This is a genomic window from Pseudarthrobacter sp. CC4 (assembly GCF_048957775.1).
Classification (GTDB): domain Bacteria; phylum Actinomycetota; class Actinomycetes; order Actinomycetales; family Micrococcaceae; genus Arthrobacter.
Map to the genome: position 1 here is coordinate 23,576 of NZ_JARCCZ010000029.1, position 13,905 is coordinate 37,480.

The 13,905-nt window shown below is 66.8% G+C and carries 15 protein-coding genes; 5 read left to right on the forward strand and 10 right to left on the reverse strand.

Annotated elements, in window-relative coordinates; genetic code table 11:
* Nucleotides 1-11: 11 nt before the first annotated feature.
* On the reverse strand, nucleotides 12-1,193 hold the full coding sequence (locus PV768_RS18345) for a zinc-dependent alcohol dehydrogenase (RefSeq protein ID WP_421093785.1): 1,182 nt from the start codon (nucleotides 1,191-1,193) through the stop codon (nucleotides 12-14).
* Between the two features lie 170 nt (nucleotides 1,194-1,363).
* Here PV768_RS18345 and PV768_RS18350 point away from each other — a divergent pair, with 170 nt between their 5' ends.
* Nucleotides 1,364-1,612, forward strand: coding sequence for a hypothetical protein (locus tag PV768_RS18350; protein ID WP_321214422.1), 249 nt, complete (start codon nucleotides 1,364-1,366; stop codon nucleotides 1,610-1,612).
* 33 nt (nucleotides 1,613-1,645) lie between these two features.
* On the opposite strand, the gene PV768_RS18355 is transcribed toward PV768_RS18350, so the two are convergent.
* The 3 genes from PV768_RS18355 to PV768_RS18365 all read right to left on the reverse strand — a co-directional run bounded on the left by PV768_RS18355 (nucleotide 1,646) and on the right by PV768_RS18365 (nucleotide 4,566).
* Nucleotides 1,646-2,353 carry an HAD family hydrolase gene (locus PV768_RS18355; protein ID WP_421093786.1) on the reverse strand — a complete coding sequence of 236 codons (708 nt, stop codon included), beginning with the start codon at nucleotides 2,351-2,353 and terminating at the stop codon, nucleotides 1,646-1,648.
* A complete protein-coding gene (locus PV768_RS18360) occupies nucleotides 2,353-2,643 on the reverse strand; it encodes a hypothetical protein (protein WP_157241034.1) in 291 nt (96 codons plus the stop codon). The genes PV768_RS18355 and PV768_RS18360 overlap by 1 nt, the downstream gene beginning before the upstream one ends.
* A 114-nt stretch (nucleotides 2,644-2,757) precedes the next feature.
* On the reverse strand, nucleotides 2,758-4,566 hold the full coding sequence (locus PV768_RS18365; RefSeq protein WP_157241032.1) for a glycoside hydrolase family 15 protein: 1,809 nt from the start codon (nucleotides 4,564-4,566) through the stop codon (nucleotides 2,758-2,760).
* 84 nt (nucleotides 4,567-4,650) lie between these two features.
* Between PV768_RS18365 and PV768_RS18370 the strand changes: the two genes are divergently transcribed.
* Together PV768_RS18370 and PV768_RS18375 are read left to right on the forward strand one after the other, a co-directional pair.
* A complete protein-coding gene (locus PV768_RS18370; protein WP_421093787.1) occupies nucleotides 4,651-5,382 on the forward strand; it encodes a DUF72 domain-containing protein in 732 nt (243 codons plus the stop codon).
* A gap of 67 nt (nucleotides 5,383-5,449) precedes the next feature.
* Complete coding sequence (locus PV768_RS18375) at nucleotides 5,450-6,556, forward strand: App1 family protein (RefSeq protein WP_157241028.1); 1,107 nt, start codon at nucleotides 5,450-5,452, stop codon at nucleotides 6,554-6,556.
* 7 nt (nucleotides 6,557-6,563) lie between these two features.
* Here PV768_RS18375 and PV768_RS18380 read toward each other — a convergent pair whose 3' ends face one another.
* The 4 genes from PV768_RS18380 to PV768_RS18395 form a co-directional block, all read right to left on the reverse strand.
* Entirely contained in the window at nucleotides 6,564-8,144 is a 1,581-nt protein-coding gene (locus PV768_RS18380; protein WP_421093788.1) for a glycoside hydrolase family 1 protein, read from the reverse strand.
* Between the two features lie 83 nt (nucleotides 8,145-8,227).
* Entirely contained in the window at nucleotides 8,228-8,605 is a 378-nt protein-coding gene (locus tag PV768_RS18385; RefSeq protein WP_157242932.1) for a hypothetical protein, read from the reverse strand.
* 49 nt (nucleotides 8,606-8,654) lie between these two features.
* Nucleotides 8,655-8,978, reverse strand: a complete 324-nt coding sequence (locus tag PV768_RS18390; RefSeq protein ID WP_157241024.1) for a J domain-containing protein — start codon at nucleotides 8,976-8,978, stop codon at nucleotides 8,655-8,657.
* A 60-nt stretch (nucleotides 8,979-9,038) separates the two neighbouring features.
* Nucleotides 9,039-9,464 carry an Hsp20/alpha crystallin family protein gene (locus PV768_RS18395; protein WP_421093805.1) on the reverse strand — a complete coding sequence of 142 codons (426 nt, stop codon included), beginning with the start codon at nucleotides 9,462-9,464 and terminating at the stop codon, nucleotides 9,039-9,041.
* A 137-nt stretch (nucleotides 9,465-9,601) separates the two neighbouring features.
* Here PV768_RS18395 and PV768_RS18400 point away from each other — a divergent pair, with 137 nt between their 5' ends.
* The gene (locus PV768_RS18400; RefSeq protein WP_323058054.1) at nucleotides 9,602-9,925 is read left to right on the forward strand and encodes a MerR family transcriptional regulator; all 324 of its coding nucleotides are present in this window, start codon (nucleotides 9,602-9,604) and stop codon (nucleotides 9,923-9,925) included.
* 11 nt (nucleotides 9,926-9,936) lie between these two features.
* On the opposite strand, the gene PV768_RS18405 is transcribed toward PV768_RS18400, so the two are convergent.
* Nucleotides 9,937-10,740 (reverse strand): phosphatase PAP2 family protein, encoded by an 804-nt coding sequence (locus tag PV768_RS18405; RefSeq protein WP_421093789.1) that lies wholly within the window; start codon nucleotides 10,738-10,740, stop codon nucleotides 9,937-9,939.
* Nucleotides 10,741-10,877: 137 nt separating this feature from the next.
* On the opposite strand from PV768_RS18405, the gene PV768_RS18410 reads away from it, so the two are divergent.
* Nucleotides 10,878-11,990: a DNA alkylation repair protein gene (locus PV768_RS18410; RefSeq protein ID WP_421093790.1), complete on the forward strand. Its 1,113-nt coding sequence runs from the start codon at nucleotides 10,878-10,880 to the stop codon at nucleotides 11,988-11,990.
* Here PV768_RS18410 and PV768_RS18415 read toward each other — a convergent pair.
* Entirely contained in the window at nucleotides 11,987-13,789 is a 1,803-nt protein-coding gene (locus PV768_RS18415; protein ID WP_421093791.1) for a S8 family serine peptidase, read from the reverse strand. The genes PV768_RS18410 and PV768_RS18415 overlap by 4 nt on opposite strands.
* Nucleotides 13,790-13,905 lie beyond the last annotated feature (116 nt).

Consider the following 13,905-nt stretch of genomic DNA (forward strand, 5'->3'; position numbering starts at 1 on the left):
TCACGCCGGGTTCAGGCGCCGGGGTTGAGGACCACCTTGATGCAGCCGTCCTCTTTCTTCTGGAACTTCTCATACAGGGCCGGCGCCCCCTCCAGCCCCGAACGGTGGGTGACCAGGTCCATCACACCCAGCGGATCGGCGTCGTCCTCCACCAGCGGCAGGATGTCCTCGGTCCAGCGCCGGACATTGCATTGCCCCATCCGCACCTGGATCTGCTTGTCGAACATGGCCAGCAGCGGCATGGGGCTCGCCTGGCCGCCGTACACGCCGCTCAGGGACAGCGTCCCGCCGCGCCGCACGGCATCGATGGAGGTGTTCAGTGCGGCGAGGCGGTCCACCCCGGCGGTCTCCATCGCCTTCCGGGCGAGTTTGTCGGGCAGCAGTCCAAGCGCCTGGTGCGCGAAGCCGGCAACCGGGGAACCGTGGGCTTCCATGCCGACGGCGTCAATCACCGCGTCCGGACCCCTTCCGGCTGTCATCTCCCGCAACTGGTCCGTCACGTCCTTGCCGAAGTCGAGCGTTTCGACGCCGTGCCGCGCCGCCATGGCGCGGCGTTCGGGAACAGGGTCCACGCCGATGACCCGCAGGCCCCGCCGGACGCCGATCCGGCCGGCGAACTGGCCTACCGGGCCCAGACCAAATACGGCGAGGGTGCCGCCGGCTGGGGTATCCGCGTACTCCACTGCCTGCCAGGCGGTGGGAAGGATGTCCGAGAGGAACAGGTACCGCTCGTCCGGAAGCTCAGTTCCCACTTTCACCGGGCCGTAATCGGCGTGCGGCACGCGCAGGTACTCGGCCTGGCCGCCGGGAACCGACCCATAAAGCTCTGAGTAGCCGAAGAGGGCTGCGCCTGAGCCCTTGCTCCTGACCTGCGTGGTTTCGCACTGGGACTGCAGGCCCAGCCCGCACATGAAGCAGTGGCCACAGGAGATGTTGAAAGGTATCACCACGCGGTCGCCCTTGCGCAGGTTGGTGACGGCGCTGCCCACCTCCTCCACGATGCCCATCGGTTCGTGGCCGATCACGTCGCCCTTGTGCATGTACGGTCCCAGGACCTCGTACAGGTGCAGGTCCGAGCCGCAGATTGCCGTAGAGGTGATGCGGACAATGGCATCGGTGGGCTCCTGGATCACGGGATCAGGTACTTCTTCCACGCTTACCGAGCGTTTTCCTTGCCAGGTCAGTGCTTTCACGATTCGCCTTTCTGGAGGTTCTGCCTTCAGTCCGGGCCGCAGCCCGTCATTCGACGCTATCGGCTTCCAACAGAAAAGATAAGTAGGCTGACTAAATACTTGCCGTCCCGGCCCCGGGCTCCTAGCGTGGGAAGGGCCAGCTCCGCAGCTACGTATGAAAGAGGAACGCCATGTCGCTCTACCAGCCGGAACCCGTTGAGATCTCCACGCGCATGCGGCCCGGCGAGTGGAGCGAGGAAAGCCTGGAGGCGCTCGTCAACAGCTACCGGACCCGCATCATGGAGATGGGAGCCAACATGGCGGAAGTGCTCACGGACATTGAGCGGAACGACGACGGATCGGTCAAGGTTGCGGTGGTATGGAACAAGGCCGCGAATGCAGGCGACGAGGACGCCGTTGCGGGCGGGCAGGCGCCCTGACCCGGCGTGGTACCAAGCCTGCGCAATGCGGCTTCAAGGCCGCGCGAGCAGCCGGCCGATGGCACTTGACGTCAGGTTTTGCAGCAGGTCCTGCGGCCCTTCATAGACTTCCACCGCCCCCGCCTCCCGGAGTTCGGCGGCGCTGACTCCGCCGCAGGTAACACCGATGGCGGGAATCCCCAATGCCCCCGCGGCCAGCATGTCCCAAACGGCGTCTCCAATGAAGACGGCGTCCGCGGCCTCCACGCCGATCGCGTCGAGTGCCGCCACCAGGATGTCCGGGGCGGGCTTGCTCTCCTTGGCGTCGTTGGCGCTGGTGGCGCTGTCAATGAAGGCATCGGCGTCGAGGACGGACCCCATGACCGCAAGGTCCTTCTTGCGGGCGGATGAGGCCAGCGCAACGGCCAGGCCGCCGGCATGGCATTGGGCCAGCAGGTCCTTTGCCCCCTTGAAGGCGCGGAGCGCGGGCCAGTGGGACGCATAGAGCGCACCATGGCTGGCCATCACCTCCGGGTCCGCGGACCGGTCCCGCCCCTCGGGCAGGAGGCTGTCCACCAACCGGTCGCCACCCATGCCCACATAGTGGTGGATGGAGGCCATGGGGATGTCATAGCCGTGCTCTCGGAAGGCGCCCCACCAGGCAATGGTGTGGATGTAGGACGAGTCGATCAGGGTCCCGTCAACGTCAAAAAGAACCCCCCGGCGTCGCACGCCAGGGGGTGTGGTGCCTTGGGGTGCCATCAGCCTACCGCTGCCCGTTTGGCCGCAGGGGCCTTCTTTCGGCGGGCTGCTTCCTCCTTGGCGGAGTTCACGGGGCGAACGCGTTCCCGGAGAACCGTCCCGGCGCCGTCGTGGCTCTTATCCCGGATCAGGCCGGTACCGGCAATCTCCCGCGCCAGTGCCACGCCGGCAACCGCGGCCCTTTTGGTGGGAAAGGTGACCGAGATGGCCATCAGGCTCCCTGCTCCGTCCAGCATCCGGATCCTGTAGCCGCCGTCAGGCGCATCCACGAGCTCAAAATACCCGGCCATGCAAATCACTCCTCCGTCAGTCACCGCGTTGTGCTTTGTTGGAGCACTCCATGAGGTGTTAGTAAGTATACTTATCTATTGCGCGAAGGAGAAGAGACCCCGGGCCGCGCCGCCTCAGCACGGTTCCGCCGCCTCCGGCGGAATGGGGGTGTCACTCCGCCGAACCGTATCCTGATGGAGCTCCAAAGCGCTAGTCACAAGCGCGAAGTGACTGAAGGCCTGCGGCGTATTGCCCAACTGCCGGCCGGCTTTCACGGCCCATTCCTCGCTCAGCAGGCCGACGTCGTTCCGCAGGTCCAGCAGCCGCTCGAAAAGCTCCCGCGATTCCTCGTGCCGTCCCGCGCCCAGCAGTGCCTCCACCAGCCAGAAGGAGCACGCAAGGAAGACGCCCTCGTCCCCCGGCAGGCCGTCGTCGCTCTCTTCAGGGCGGTACCGCAGGACGAACCCGTCCTGCGTAAGGTCACGCTGGATCGCCTCGATGGTTCCAATCACCCGGGGATCATCGGGCGGCAGGAACCCTACGCGCGGAATCAGGAGGAGGCTGGCGTCCAGCTCGGACCGGCCGTAGGACTGCACGAAAGTATTGCGGGCAGCGTCGAAGCCATTGGCCATGACGTCCTGGCGGATGGTCTCCCGCAGCCTTTCCCACCGCTCGGCCGGACCCGGCAGCCCGGACTCCCGGACGCCTTTCACCATCCGGTCCGCCGCCACCCAGGCCATCACCTTAGAGTGGGTGAAGTGGCGGCGCGGGCCCCGCATTTCCCAGAGGCCGTTGTCCGGCTGGTCCCAGATCGTCTCCAGGTGTTCCATGAGGGCCAGCTGGACGTCCCAGGCCTCGTCCGGATGCGTCAGCAGCGAATTCCGGGTCAGCGCGAGGCAGTCCAGCACTTCGCCCCAGACGTCCAGCTGCAGCTGCTCCGCCGCTCCGTTGCCAATGCGCACCGGAGACGAATTCTCATAGCCCTTCAGCCAGGGCAGCTCCATCTCCGGCAGGCGGCGCTCGCCGTGGATGCCGTACATGATCTGCAGGTCCGCGGGGTCGCCGGCCACCGCCCGGAGCAGCCAGTCCCGCCAGGCGGCCGCCTCCGCTGTGTAACCGGCCGCCAGGAGGGCCTGGAGCGTCATGGTGGCGTCCCGCAGCCAGCAGTAGCGGTAGTCCCAGTTGCGGGGGCCGCCCAGCTGCTCCGGCAGGGACGTGGTCACGGCCGCCACGATGCCGCCGGTGGGGGCGTAGGTCAGCGCCTTCAGCGTCACAAGCGAGCGCACAACCGCGTCCTGGTACTTCCCCTTGACGGTGCACTGGGAAGCCCAGCCGCGCCAGAAGGCGGACGTGCTGCCCAGGACTTCCTCCGCGTCCACCGTGTGCGGCCGGGCCACATGGCTTGGCGCCCAGGTGAGCACGAACGGGACGCGGTCCCCGGCGTTGACCGTGAAGTCGCTGACGGTGTGCATGTTCTCGCTCTGAAGCGGCGCGGGCGTGACGAAATAGACAGCATCCGGGCCTGCGATGGCGTGGAGCCCCAGCTTGTCCCGGCGGACCCACGGGATGATGTGGCCGTAATCAAAGCGGAGGACAAGCTCACCGTGCATCGGCACGCTGCCGCTCACCCCCTCGACGATGCGAACGATGTCCGCCACGGAGTCGCGGGGCGGCATGAAGTCGATGACCCGCACGGTGCCGTCGGGGGTTTCCCACTCCGTCTCCAGCACCAGCGTGCCGTCCCGGTAGGCCCTCCGGGTGCACGGCCCGCCGCTCTTGGGCGCCAGCAGCCAACGGCCGGCCTCCGGCGTATCAAGCAGCGAGTTGAAGCAGGCCGGGGAATCGAACCGGGGAAGGCACAGCCAGTCGATGGAGCCGTCCTTGCTGATCAGGGCCCCGGTTTGAAGGTCGCCGACCACCGCGTAATCTTCAATTCGCGCCATGTCCTTACCCTGCCACAGCCGTCCCGAAAAGGAAGGGCATCCGCCGGTGTAGCCTGAAGGAATGCCGACCGGCGGGGAGGAACAATGGCAATCCACATCGGAACCTCCGGCTGGAGCTACGACCACTGGGAAAACGTCCTCTACCCGCCCAAATTGCCGGTGAGGGACAGGCTTGCGCACTATGTCTCCCGCTTCAGCACCGTTGAGCTCAATGCCAGCTTCTACCGCTGGCCCCGGGACACCACCTTCGCGGGCTGGAACCGGCGGCTGCCGCACGGCTTCACCTTGTCCGTCAAGGCTCCCCGCGGCCTGACCCACGCCCGGAAGCTGTACCAGCCGGAGGTGTGGCTGGAGCGGATCGAGCGGTGCTGGCACGAACTCGGTGACAAACGGGCCGTCCTCCTGGTCCAGTTGCCACCCGGCATGGAACGCGATGACGCCCGGCTGGAGTACTTCCTGGCCATGGTTCCGGAGTGGATCCGGGTGTCCGTCGAGTTCCGGCATGCGAGCTGGGACAGCCCGGAGGTGTACGCCCTGCTGGAACGGCACCAGGCCGCCTACTGCATCATGAGCGGGGCCAACCTTCCCTGCATCCTGCGGACCACCGCCCCGTTCACGTATGTCCGGCTGCACGGCCCGGACCACGAGCACCTCTACGCGGGCTCCTACTCGGACACCGACCTGCACTGGTGGGCGGACCGCATCCGCGAGTGGTCCGGCAACGGCCTGGACGTGTATGCCTATTTCAATAACGACGGCGGCGGCAACGCCGTGCGCAACGCCGAGACCCTGCGCTGGATCCTGGGGGAAGGGTGACGTCACGGAGTGAGGGCAAGCAGCCGGAAGTGGCCCCGCGCGGTGCAGCCTGTGGCAGAGTGGTTCCATGGACACGGCTCCCCAGACCCCGCCAGAGCATGCAGCAACACCCACAGACCACGGCGGGACGGACCACACCCAGCTCTACGGAAACCAGGTGTTCAGGTTTGCGCACCGGATTTCGGATGCCGTTAACACCGTTCGCATCCAGTTGGCCAAACGCTGGAAGTTCGTTCCCCAGACGATCGCCTACCAGGGCTATGGCTCAACCAGCATGGTGCGCGTGCTGGGACGGGTCCTCCTGACCCAGAAGCCGTCGCCGGGCAGCAAGGCAGAACATGCAGCCCGGAACGGCAACCAGAACGTCCGCGGCTGGCGCGCCTTCACCAGCGTGCCGTTGCAGTTCACCGACGTCGAAATCACCATCGGCGATGTTGTCACCCACGTCCGGGCTGACCGGGGCGGGCTCATTGACACCGAAGTGGATGTTCAGCTCACGCCCGGCTGGCACACTGCCGTCCTGCGGGGCGAAGGCACCGAACCTGTTGAGGCGAAGATCCGGGTCATTGCCCCGGACGTAAAGTTCGGCATCGTTTCCGACATTGATGACACCGTGATGGTGACGGCCCTGCCCCGGCCTTTCCTGGCGCTGTGGAACACGTTCGTCCTGAGCGAGCGGGCCCGCATGGCCACGCCCGGCATGGCGGTCCTGCTGGACCGGCTGACCGTCGAACACCCGGACGCGCCGGTGATCTACCTGTCCACGGGGCCGTGGAACGCCGCCCCCACCCTGGCCCGCTTCCTGACCCGGAACATGTACCCGTCCGGTGCCCTGCTCCTGACCGACTGGGGCCTGACCCAGGACCGGTGGTTCCGCAGCGGCCAGGACCACAAGCACCGCAACCTGGAACGGCTCGCCAAGGAATTCCCTGACATGCGCTGGCTCCTGATCGGCGATAACGGCCAGCATGACGAAGCCATCTATTCCGAATTCGCGCAGGAGAACCCGGACAAGGTAGCCGCAATCGCCATCCGCCAGCTGTCCATCAGCGAATCGGTGTTCGCAGGCGGCCATTCGGAGGACGGGGACCACACGGCATCCCGGGTTCCGTGGATCTACTCACCCGACGGGGCGGGGATAGCCAAGCAGCTCGCCGCCCTGGACCTGCTCTGAACCTGTCCTAGGCGCTGGCACCCAAAGCCGTGACGTCGTCGTCGTCCGGCGCATCAGCACCAACAACGTCGGTGCCTATGACCTCAACGTCAAAAGCGTCGGAAGCCATGGCCTCCGCGATTGCGGTACCCGCCGCCGCGGCCAGGTCGCGCTCCTCGACGAGTTCCTGGAGCCAGAAGTAGGAGGCTTTGGGCGTCCGCTCCAGGGTTTCGAAGTCCACGTGCAGGAGCCCGAAGGGCTGGTTGTAGCCGGCGGACCATTCGAAGTTGTCCATGAGCGACCAGACGTAATAGCCGCGCAGGTCCACCTTTTCCGCCACTCCGCCCGGGGCTGTTGCCCTGAGGGCGGCCTCAAGGTGGTCGGAGAGGTACTTCAGCCTGCGCTCATCCGGGATGAACCTGGTGTTGGTGGACTTGTCCCGCACGATGATGTCCTCGAAGCTGGCACCGCCCTCGGTGAGGATGACCGGCGGGAGGTTGGGGTACCGCTCGCCCATCTCCTTGAGGGCCACTGCCATGTATTCCGGCTTCACGGGCCAGCCGTAGGAGGTGATGTCCGCTTCCGGCCAGGTCTCCACATGGAAGGGTGTTCCGCCGTTGCCGGCCGCACTGAGGTCGCTGCCCATGGCCTCGGCCATGCTCGCCGGCACTGCACCGCCGCCCGGGCCAACAGCCACCTTGGTGGGCATGTAGTAGTTGAGCCCGTAGAAGTCCAGGGGCTGGGAGATGAGCTCCATGTCCTCCTCCGGGTGCTCGAACGAGCTGAAGAACTTGGCGGCCCGGATGAGGTCCGGATATTTTCCGGTCAGCACGGGATCGGCGTAGAGCCGGTTCTGGGCCAGGTCCATCAGCCCGGCGCTGACGTAGTCCAGCGGGTTGATGGAATTCGGGACCATGGGCGAGTAGACGTTGGTCATGCCGATTTCGCCAGGCACCTTGGCGGCGCGCAGTGCCTGCACCGCCAGTCCGTGCCCCAGCAACTGGTGGTGGACGGTGGGAAAGGCGGCCAGGAGCAGTTCCTTGCCGGGCGAATGCAGGCCGAGGGAGTAGCCGTTGGTGCTGACAGTCGCGGGTTCGTTGATGGTCACCCACCTGGCCACCCTGTCACCGAATGCCTCTGCCAGGATGCCTGCGTACTCCCCCAGCCGGTAGGCGGTGTCGCGGTTCAGCCAGCCGCCGGCTTCGTCCAGGGCCAGCGGCGTGTCCCAGTGGTAGATGGTGGCCATGGGGGAAATGCCGTTGGCCAGCAGCTCGTCCAGGAGCCGGTCGTAGAAGTCCAGGCCCGCCCGGTTGGCCGGCCCGCGCCCGGTGGGCTGGATCCGCGGCCAGGCGAAGGAGAACCGGTAGGAGTCCACGCCCAGCTGCTTCATCAGGGCAACGTCCTGGGGCATGCGGTGGTAATGGTCGCAGGCCGTCACCGGGCTGTGGTTTTCGACGATGGCGCCGTCCTTGGCCGCAAAGACATCCCAGCCTGCCGGCCCGCGGCCATCCTCGTCCAGCGCGCCCTCGATCTGGAAGGCTGCGGTGGCAACGCCAAGCGTAAACCCGGGCGGGATGAGTGCGGCGAGGTCTTTGGCGGTGATGTGCATCGGCGGGCCTTTTGTGACGGAGCGTGTGAGTACGTCTCAGGATGGCACAGCTGGGGGCAACTGACGAGCGGAACCTGCGGCCGCTACTGGGAACCGAACAGAAACTCCTTGGCATGCGCCACGGCCTTGCGGAACGCGTCATTCCGGAGGGTCACCAGATGCTCCGATTCACCGTCGGCAGGTTCCAGGTAACCGGTGTAGCCGGGGCGCAATACCCAGATGTCCCCCGCGGGCGGAAGGTAGAAGACCCCGAAGGACCGCTGCTGCTTTTCATCGGCGGTCCAGACCGGCACAACGGCCAGGGCAGCGCCGGTGGCCGGATTGATCCACTGGGCACGGGGCAGCGGCTGCTCATGCGCCTCGGGGTCCAGGAAGGGGGCAGTGCCGGGGCCCCATCGCTGTTCGAAGCGCTCGTGGAACGCCGGGATCAGGGGTGAGTCGTAGCGGCGCCATTCGCTCATTCGGTTCTCCGCCTCCTCGCGGTTGTCGTTGTACTCCATCAGCCCTGCGTCAGGCCCAGGGCCCGCTCTCCCACCGCACCGGGGTGACCCTGATGGCGGGTCCGGAAGAACCGGCCTGGCTGCGCACCTTGCGGACGGGGATGGCCTGGGCAGCGGCTGCTGCCCGTTGCTGGTCGTAGGCGGCACGCCGTTGCGGATCGCGCAGTACATTGAACGCCTGCATGATCTCCAGGAGCTCCCCCTGCGGGGTGGCCCCGCCGTCGACGTCCGGATGGTGGCTGCGCATCAGTGCCCGGTAGGCGCGGGAAATCTCCTGTTGGGTGGCGTGTGGCTGGACCCGCAGGATTGCGTAGTAGTCGGGGGTGTTCGTCATGTGTTGCCCTGTTCCGGGCACGGGCAACGCCAAGGGTTGCCCGTGCCCGCCGCCCGTTGGCTACGTTCCGATCTCGTGCTTCTCGCTTTGCTGTGTCTGGATCTCGATCTTGCGCGGCTTCGCTTGCTCTGCCACCGGGATCCGCAGGGTCAGGACGCCCTGGTCGTAGCTGGCCTTGATGTTGTCAGTGTCCAGGGTGTCGCCGAGGATCAGCTGCCGGCTGAAGACACCGCGGGGGCGCTCGGAAGCCACCAATTCCACATTGGGCTGCGTGGGGTCCTTGCGCTCCGCCCGGACCGTGAGGACGTTGCGTTCAACGTTCAGGTCCAGTGAATCAATCTTCACGCCGGGAAGGTCGAACGCCACCACAAACTCGCCGTCCTCCTGCCAGGCGTCCATCGGCATGGCAGCCGGGCGGGCGGCGGTCCCAAAGACCTGCTGCGTGAGCCGGTCCAACTCACGGAACGGGTCCGTGCGCATCAACATCATTTCCCACTCCTTCAGCTCTGTAGGTGTTTATCCGTGTCATATCCACCCTCCGTAATCTATGGTGATGGATATAGATTTTTTATAGCACTCGTGGGAAACTGAGGCAAGGCTACCGGACGGATTTTGGAGAACTTATGGCACCGCAGGAAACCGGGCGGCCGCCCGGCCCCAATGGCAGCAACCGCGCGCTGTACGCCATCTCCGTTGCGGCCAAGCTGGCGGGAACCGGCCAGCAGAACATCCGGCTCTACGAGACCAAGGGCCTGCTGACCCCGTCGCGGACATCCGGCGGAACACGGCAGTACAGTGACGACGACATCGCCGTCCTGCTGCGGATCGGCGAACTGCTTGAACAGGGCCTTAACCTGGCAGGCGTGGCCAAAGTACTGGAACTTGAGGCCGCCAACGTCAAGCTGCACCGGGCGCTGAAGCGTGCCCGGTCGCGGCCGCCGGGCTAGGTGGTTCCGGCTCAGTCCTTGGGCGAATCGGCCTTGGACAGTTCCCCGGTGATCCGCTCCCCCGGGATCCGGGCCGTGCGCCAGGTGTCCAGGGCTATGACCCCGCCGAGGATGATCAGTGAAAGAGACAACGACGCGAGGGCGTCGCTGAGCCAGTGGTACCCCAGGTACAGCCGGCTTACCGCCGCAAGGAAGATACCAATCCCCGCCCCCACGAAACCCAGGACGGCGGCGCGGGGATTGCGGCGCCGGGAGAAGATCAGGAAGGCCCCCACCAGGAGGAAGTCGCAGGCTCCCAGGACATGCCCTGAGGGGAACGAGAAGGTGTGGTCGATCCCGAACAGCATCTGCTCCACGGGCGGCCGCGAGCGCCGCACGATCTGGAGGATGATCTGGGAAACGATCACCCCGGTGATCATCGCGGACGCCAGCAGGATGGGGCGCCAGGCATGCTTCGCCGCGAACCCCCACGCCAGGATCACCACCAGGACGATGATGGGCAGGGCAATCGGGCCGAAGACCACAGCCAGGAAAATCATGATGACTGTCAGCGTCTGTGACCTCAGCCCGAGCAGCCAATCGCGGACGGGCACGTCGGCTGCGGACAGGCCATCGGCCTGCAGCACGCTGACCAGGGTGGCAATGAACAGAAGGGTTCCCGCCGCCGCCAGGATAATGGCTGCCCGGTACAGCCAGCGCCGGTCGGCCGGATCCAGGTAGCGTTCCTCAACCACGAACTTGTCGTGGAAGGCACGCCACTTGCCGGCACGATGCTTGGTTCCCGAGCCTGCTGATCCCTGTTGTCCCACTGTCATACCCGTCCCTGCGCCGTGAAGTTTAACCTAGGGTGAAGATTATCCCGCACGGGCCGCGTTGGCGCCGTTTGCCCGCATTTTCCATGCAGTGACGCCCTGCCGGCCATCCACCGCCAGACCCGGGGTAGCCTGTCTGCATGGGTGCCATGAACGAACTGATTGACGCGCCTGCCGTGAATTCCGTTGCCGCCATCCTGGCGGAATCCGCTCCGAATGTGCGGTGGGACAGCACGGCAGCCGCCGCCCACCTGCTGAGCGACCTCAACCTGCGCGCCAGGACTGACCTGGTGGCCCAGGCATTGCAGGCTGACATTGGAAAAGTCCCGGGGGCGGGATATCCGACGGCGGCGGGCAGCTTCCGCGCCGCACTTGGGTTCGAGGAGTTCACGGGCTGGATCTTGTGGCCGGTTTCGGAAGCTGCCGCCGCACTTGCCGTCGCTTCCGGCTCCGGCAGGGACTTCGACGACGCCATGGCCCTGCTGGCGGAACTGACGCCCAGGCTTACCGGTGAGTTCGCCATTCGCCGCCTCCTCCGCCAGGACCCGGACCGGGCGCTGGCCATCATCCAGGCGTGGACCTCCCATCCGGATGAGCATGTCCGCCGCCTGGCCAGCGAGGGAACCCGCCCTTATTTGCCGTGGGCAGTTCGGATCCCCGCCCTCGTCCAGCGGCCGGAAGCCACCCTTCCCATCCTCAGTTCCCTGTACCGCGACCCGTCCGAATACGTGCGGCGGTCCGTTGCCAACCACCTGAACGATCTTGCCCGGCACGCGCCTTCGGCCGTGGTGGCCACCGCCCGGGAGTGGCTCTCCGCGGCTGATGCCAACACGGGACGGGTGGTCCGCCACGGCCTCCGCACGCTCGTCAAGAAGGGGCATCCTGGCGCCCTGGCGCTCCTGGGCTTCACGCCGGCGCAGGTAGCGGTGGCCGGGCCCCGCCTTGACCGGAAGATCCTGAGGGTGCCCGGCGAACTGACGTTTTCATTCGACATCACCAACCTGGGTACAGAAGATGTGGCCCTGGCGGTGGACTACCTCATCCACTACCGCAAGGCGAACGGCAGCCAGTCGGCCAAGGTTTTCAAGGCCTCAACCCTCACCCTTGCACCAGGCGAGTGCAGGAGCCTGTCCAAACGCCACGCCTTCCGGCAGATGACCACCAGGGTGCACCATCCCGGCATGCACGCCCTGGAACTCCAAGTCAACGGCGCCGTGCACGGGCACGCGGAGTTCGTGCTCGAAACCGCTTAGTAGGAACCGGTGGTGAACTGCCAGGTCCGGCCGGTGAGCTGGTTGCCAGCAAGGTCCCGGACCGCAGTTCCGCCGCCGGTGACCGTCACGGTGTACTTGGTTTTGGCGGCCAGCGGCTGCGAGGGATCCAGGATCCACTGGTTGGTGGTGCCGTTCCGGAACACGTTGGCCGGAACCTGGGCGCCGGTGGCGGCATTCTTCACGGTAAACGTGGTTCCGTTGACGCCCTGGACCGCTTCGCTGAAAGTGACGCTGACGTTGTTGCCACGGCGCACCAGCAAGGCGTTGCTGCCGGGCGTGTACCCGGTGATGGCGGGCGCGGGGCCGGTGAGGAAGCTCCAGCTGACGGAGGCAAGCGGGGTGCCGGCGCTGTCCCGGATGGCGGACGTACCGCCCACCAGCGTGGCCGTGAAGGTGGTGTCGGCGGCAAGTCCGGCCGCAGGGTCCAGGGTTGCCGTACGGGTGGTCGCGTTGTAGGAGACGGCGGCGGGGATGGTGGCGCCGGCGGAGTTCCTGAGCACGAAGGTCCCGCCGGTGACGCCCTGGACGGCGGTGCTGAAGGTGGCAGTGACGTTGGTTCCTGCCGCGACGGCAGTGGCATTCGCGGCAGGCGTCACGGCTGTCACCGTGGGAGCGGGGGCGGGGGCAGGGGCCGGAGCAGGTGCGGGAGCAGGAGCGGCCGCAGCAGAGTACAGCAGGCGGTTGGGCGTGCCGCTGGTGGCCCCCGCCACCACCCCTGCCGTGGCGTTGGAGGTGAGCGCGCCGGAGACCTGGGCAGGGGTGAGTGCCGGGTTCTGGGAGAGCAGGACGGCTGCTGCCCCGGCCACGTGCGGTGCGGCCATTGAGGTGCCGGACATTGACGCGGTGGCGGTGGAAGACGTGTGGTACGCCGAGCTGATGCCCACGCCCGGTGCGTAGAGGTCCACGCAGGAACCGAAGTTGGAGAAGGATGCCTGCCTGTCGGCGGAGTCGCTGGCAGCCACTGTCACCGCCGCCGGGACCCGTGCCGGCGAACTGCCGCACGCGTCCACGGCGGAGTTGCCGGCGGCCACCACAGCGGTAACGCCGTCGTTCACCACGGACTGGATGGCAGTGTCCACGGTTGAACTGGCGGCGCCGCCCAGGCTGAGGTTCACCACCGCCGGAGCCCCTGCTGCGTGGTTCGCTGCCACCCAGTCCAGGCCTGCCACTACATCCGAGTTGTAGCCGGATCCGTTGCAGTCCAGCACACGGACGGGAACGATCGTGGCGCTCTTGGCCACCCCGTAGGTGGTCCCGGCAACGGTTCCGGCAACATGCGTGCCGTGGCCGTTGCAGTCGCTGGAGCCCCTTCCGTCAGCCACGGCGGTCCAGCCGGAGGTGATCCGCCCGGCGAACTCGGTGTGCGAGGCCAGGACGCCGGTGTCCACCACGTATGCGGTCACGCCTGTTCCCGAGGACGCCCAGGAGTAGGAGCCGGAAAGCGGCAGCGGCCTCTGGTCCACCCGGTCCAGGCCCCACGGCGCGGGCTGCTGGGTGTCGGAGATGCCCACCAGGGCGTCGGCTTCAACGGACACCACCCGGCCGGACTTCGCGAGCGCTGCCGCCTGGGCAGGGCTGGCGGTGACCAGGGCGCCGCGGATGGCGTGGGTGAAGGTCCGGGCGACGGCGAGGCCCTGGGCCCGCAGCCCGGCCGCCTCGGCGGCCACGTCGGTACCGGACGCGTACTGGACGATGTAGCGCCCGGTAGCTCCGGGATCAGCCGGCGCAACGGCAGCGGCGGGAAGGGCGGTGGCGGACAGGACTGCTGAGACCAGCACTGCGGCGGCGGGCAGCGCTAAGAATGAAGTGCGAATTTGGGGTCCTCGTTCGGCGTTTTCGGGCTGCGGGGGCAGGGAGTTTCCCCGCCCTACCAAAAGAATAGGAGCCCGCAACG

What these genes read in the sequence shown, in the direction of transcription:
- PV768_RS18350 (WP_321214422.1), top strand. Translation starts at nt 1,364, where the DNA reads ATGTCGCTCTACCAGCCGGAACCCGTTGAGATCTCCACGCGCATGCGG.
- PV768_RS18355 (WP_421093786.1), bottom strand. Translation starts at nt 2,353, where the DNA reads ATGGCACCCCAAGGCACCACACCCCCTGGCGTGCGACGCCGGGGGGTT.
- PV768_RS18360 (WP_157241034.1), bottom strand. Translation starts at nt 2,643, where the DNA reads ATGGCCGGGTATTTTGAGCTCGTGGATGCGCCTGACGGCGGCTACAGG.
- PV768_RS18365 (WP_157241032.1), bottom strand. Translation starts at nt 4,566, where the DNA reads ATGGCGCGAATTGAAGATTACGCGGTGGTCGGCGACCTTCAAACCGGG.
- PV768_RS18370 (WP_421093787.1), top strand. Translation starts at nt 4,651, where the DNA reads ATGGCAATCCACATCGGAACCTCCGGCTGGAGCTACGACCACTGGGAA.
- PV768_RS18375 (WP_157241028.1), top strand. Translation starts at nt 5,450, where the DNA reads ATGGACACGGCTCCCCAGACCCCGCCAGAGCATGCAGCAACACCCACA.
- PV768_RS18380 (WP_421093788.1), bottom strand. Translation starts at nt 8,144, where the DNA reads ATGCACATCACCGCCAAAGACCTCGCCGCACTCATCCCGCCCGGGTTT.
- PV768_RS18385 (WP_157242932.1), bottom strand. Translation starts at nt 8,605, where the DNA reads ATGAGCGAATGGCGCCGCTACGACTCACCCCTGATCCCGGCGTTCCAC.
- PV768_RS18390 (WP_157241024.1), bottom strand. Translation starts at nt 8,978, where the DNA reads ATGACGAACACCCCCGACTACTACGCAATCCTGCGGGTCCAGCCACAC.
- PV768_RS18395 (WP_421093805.1), bottom strand. Translation starts at nt 9,464, where the DNA reads ATGTTGATGCGCACGGACCCGTTCCGTGAGTTGGACCGGCTCACGCAG.
- PV768_RS18400 (WP_323058054.1), top strand. Translation starts at nt 9,602, where the DNA reads ATGGCACCGCAGGAAACCGGGCGGCCGCCCGGCCCCAATGGCAGCAAC.
- PV768_RS18405 (WP_421093789.1), bottom strand. Translation starts at nt 10,740, where the DNA reads ATGACAGTGGGACAACAGGGATCAGCAGGCTCGGGAACCAAGCATCGT.
- PV768_RS18410 (WP_421093790.1), top strand. Translation starts at nt 10,878, where the DNA reads ATGGGTGCCATGAACGAACTGATTGACGCGCCTGCCGTGAATTCCGTT.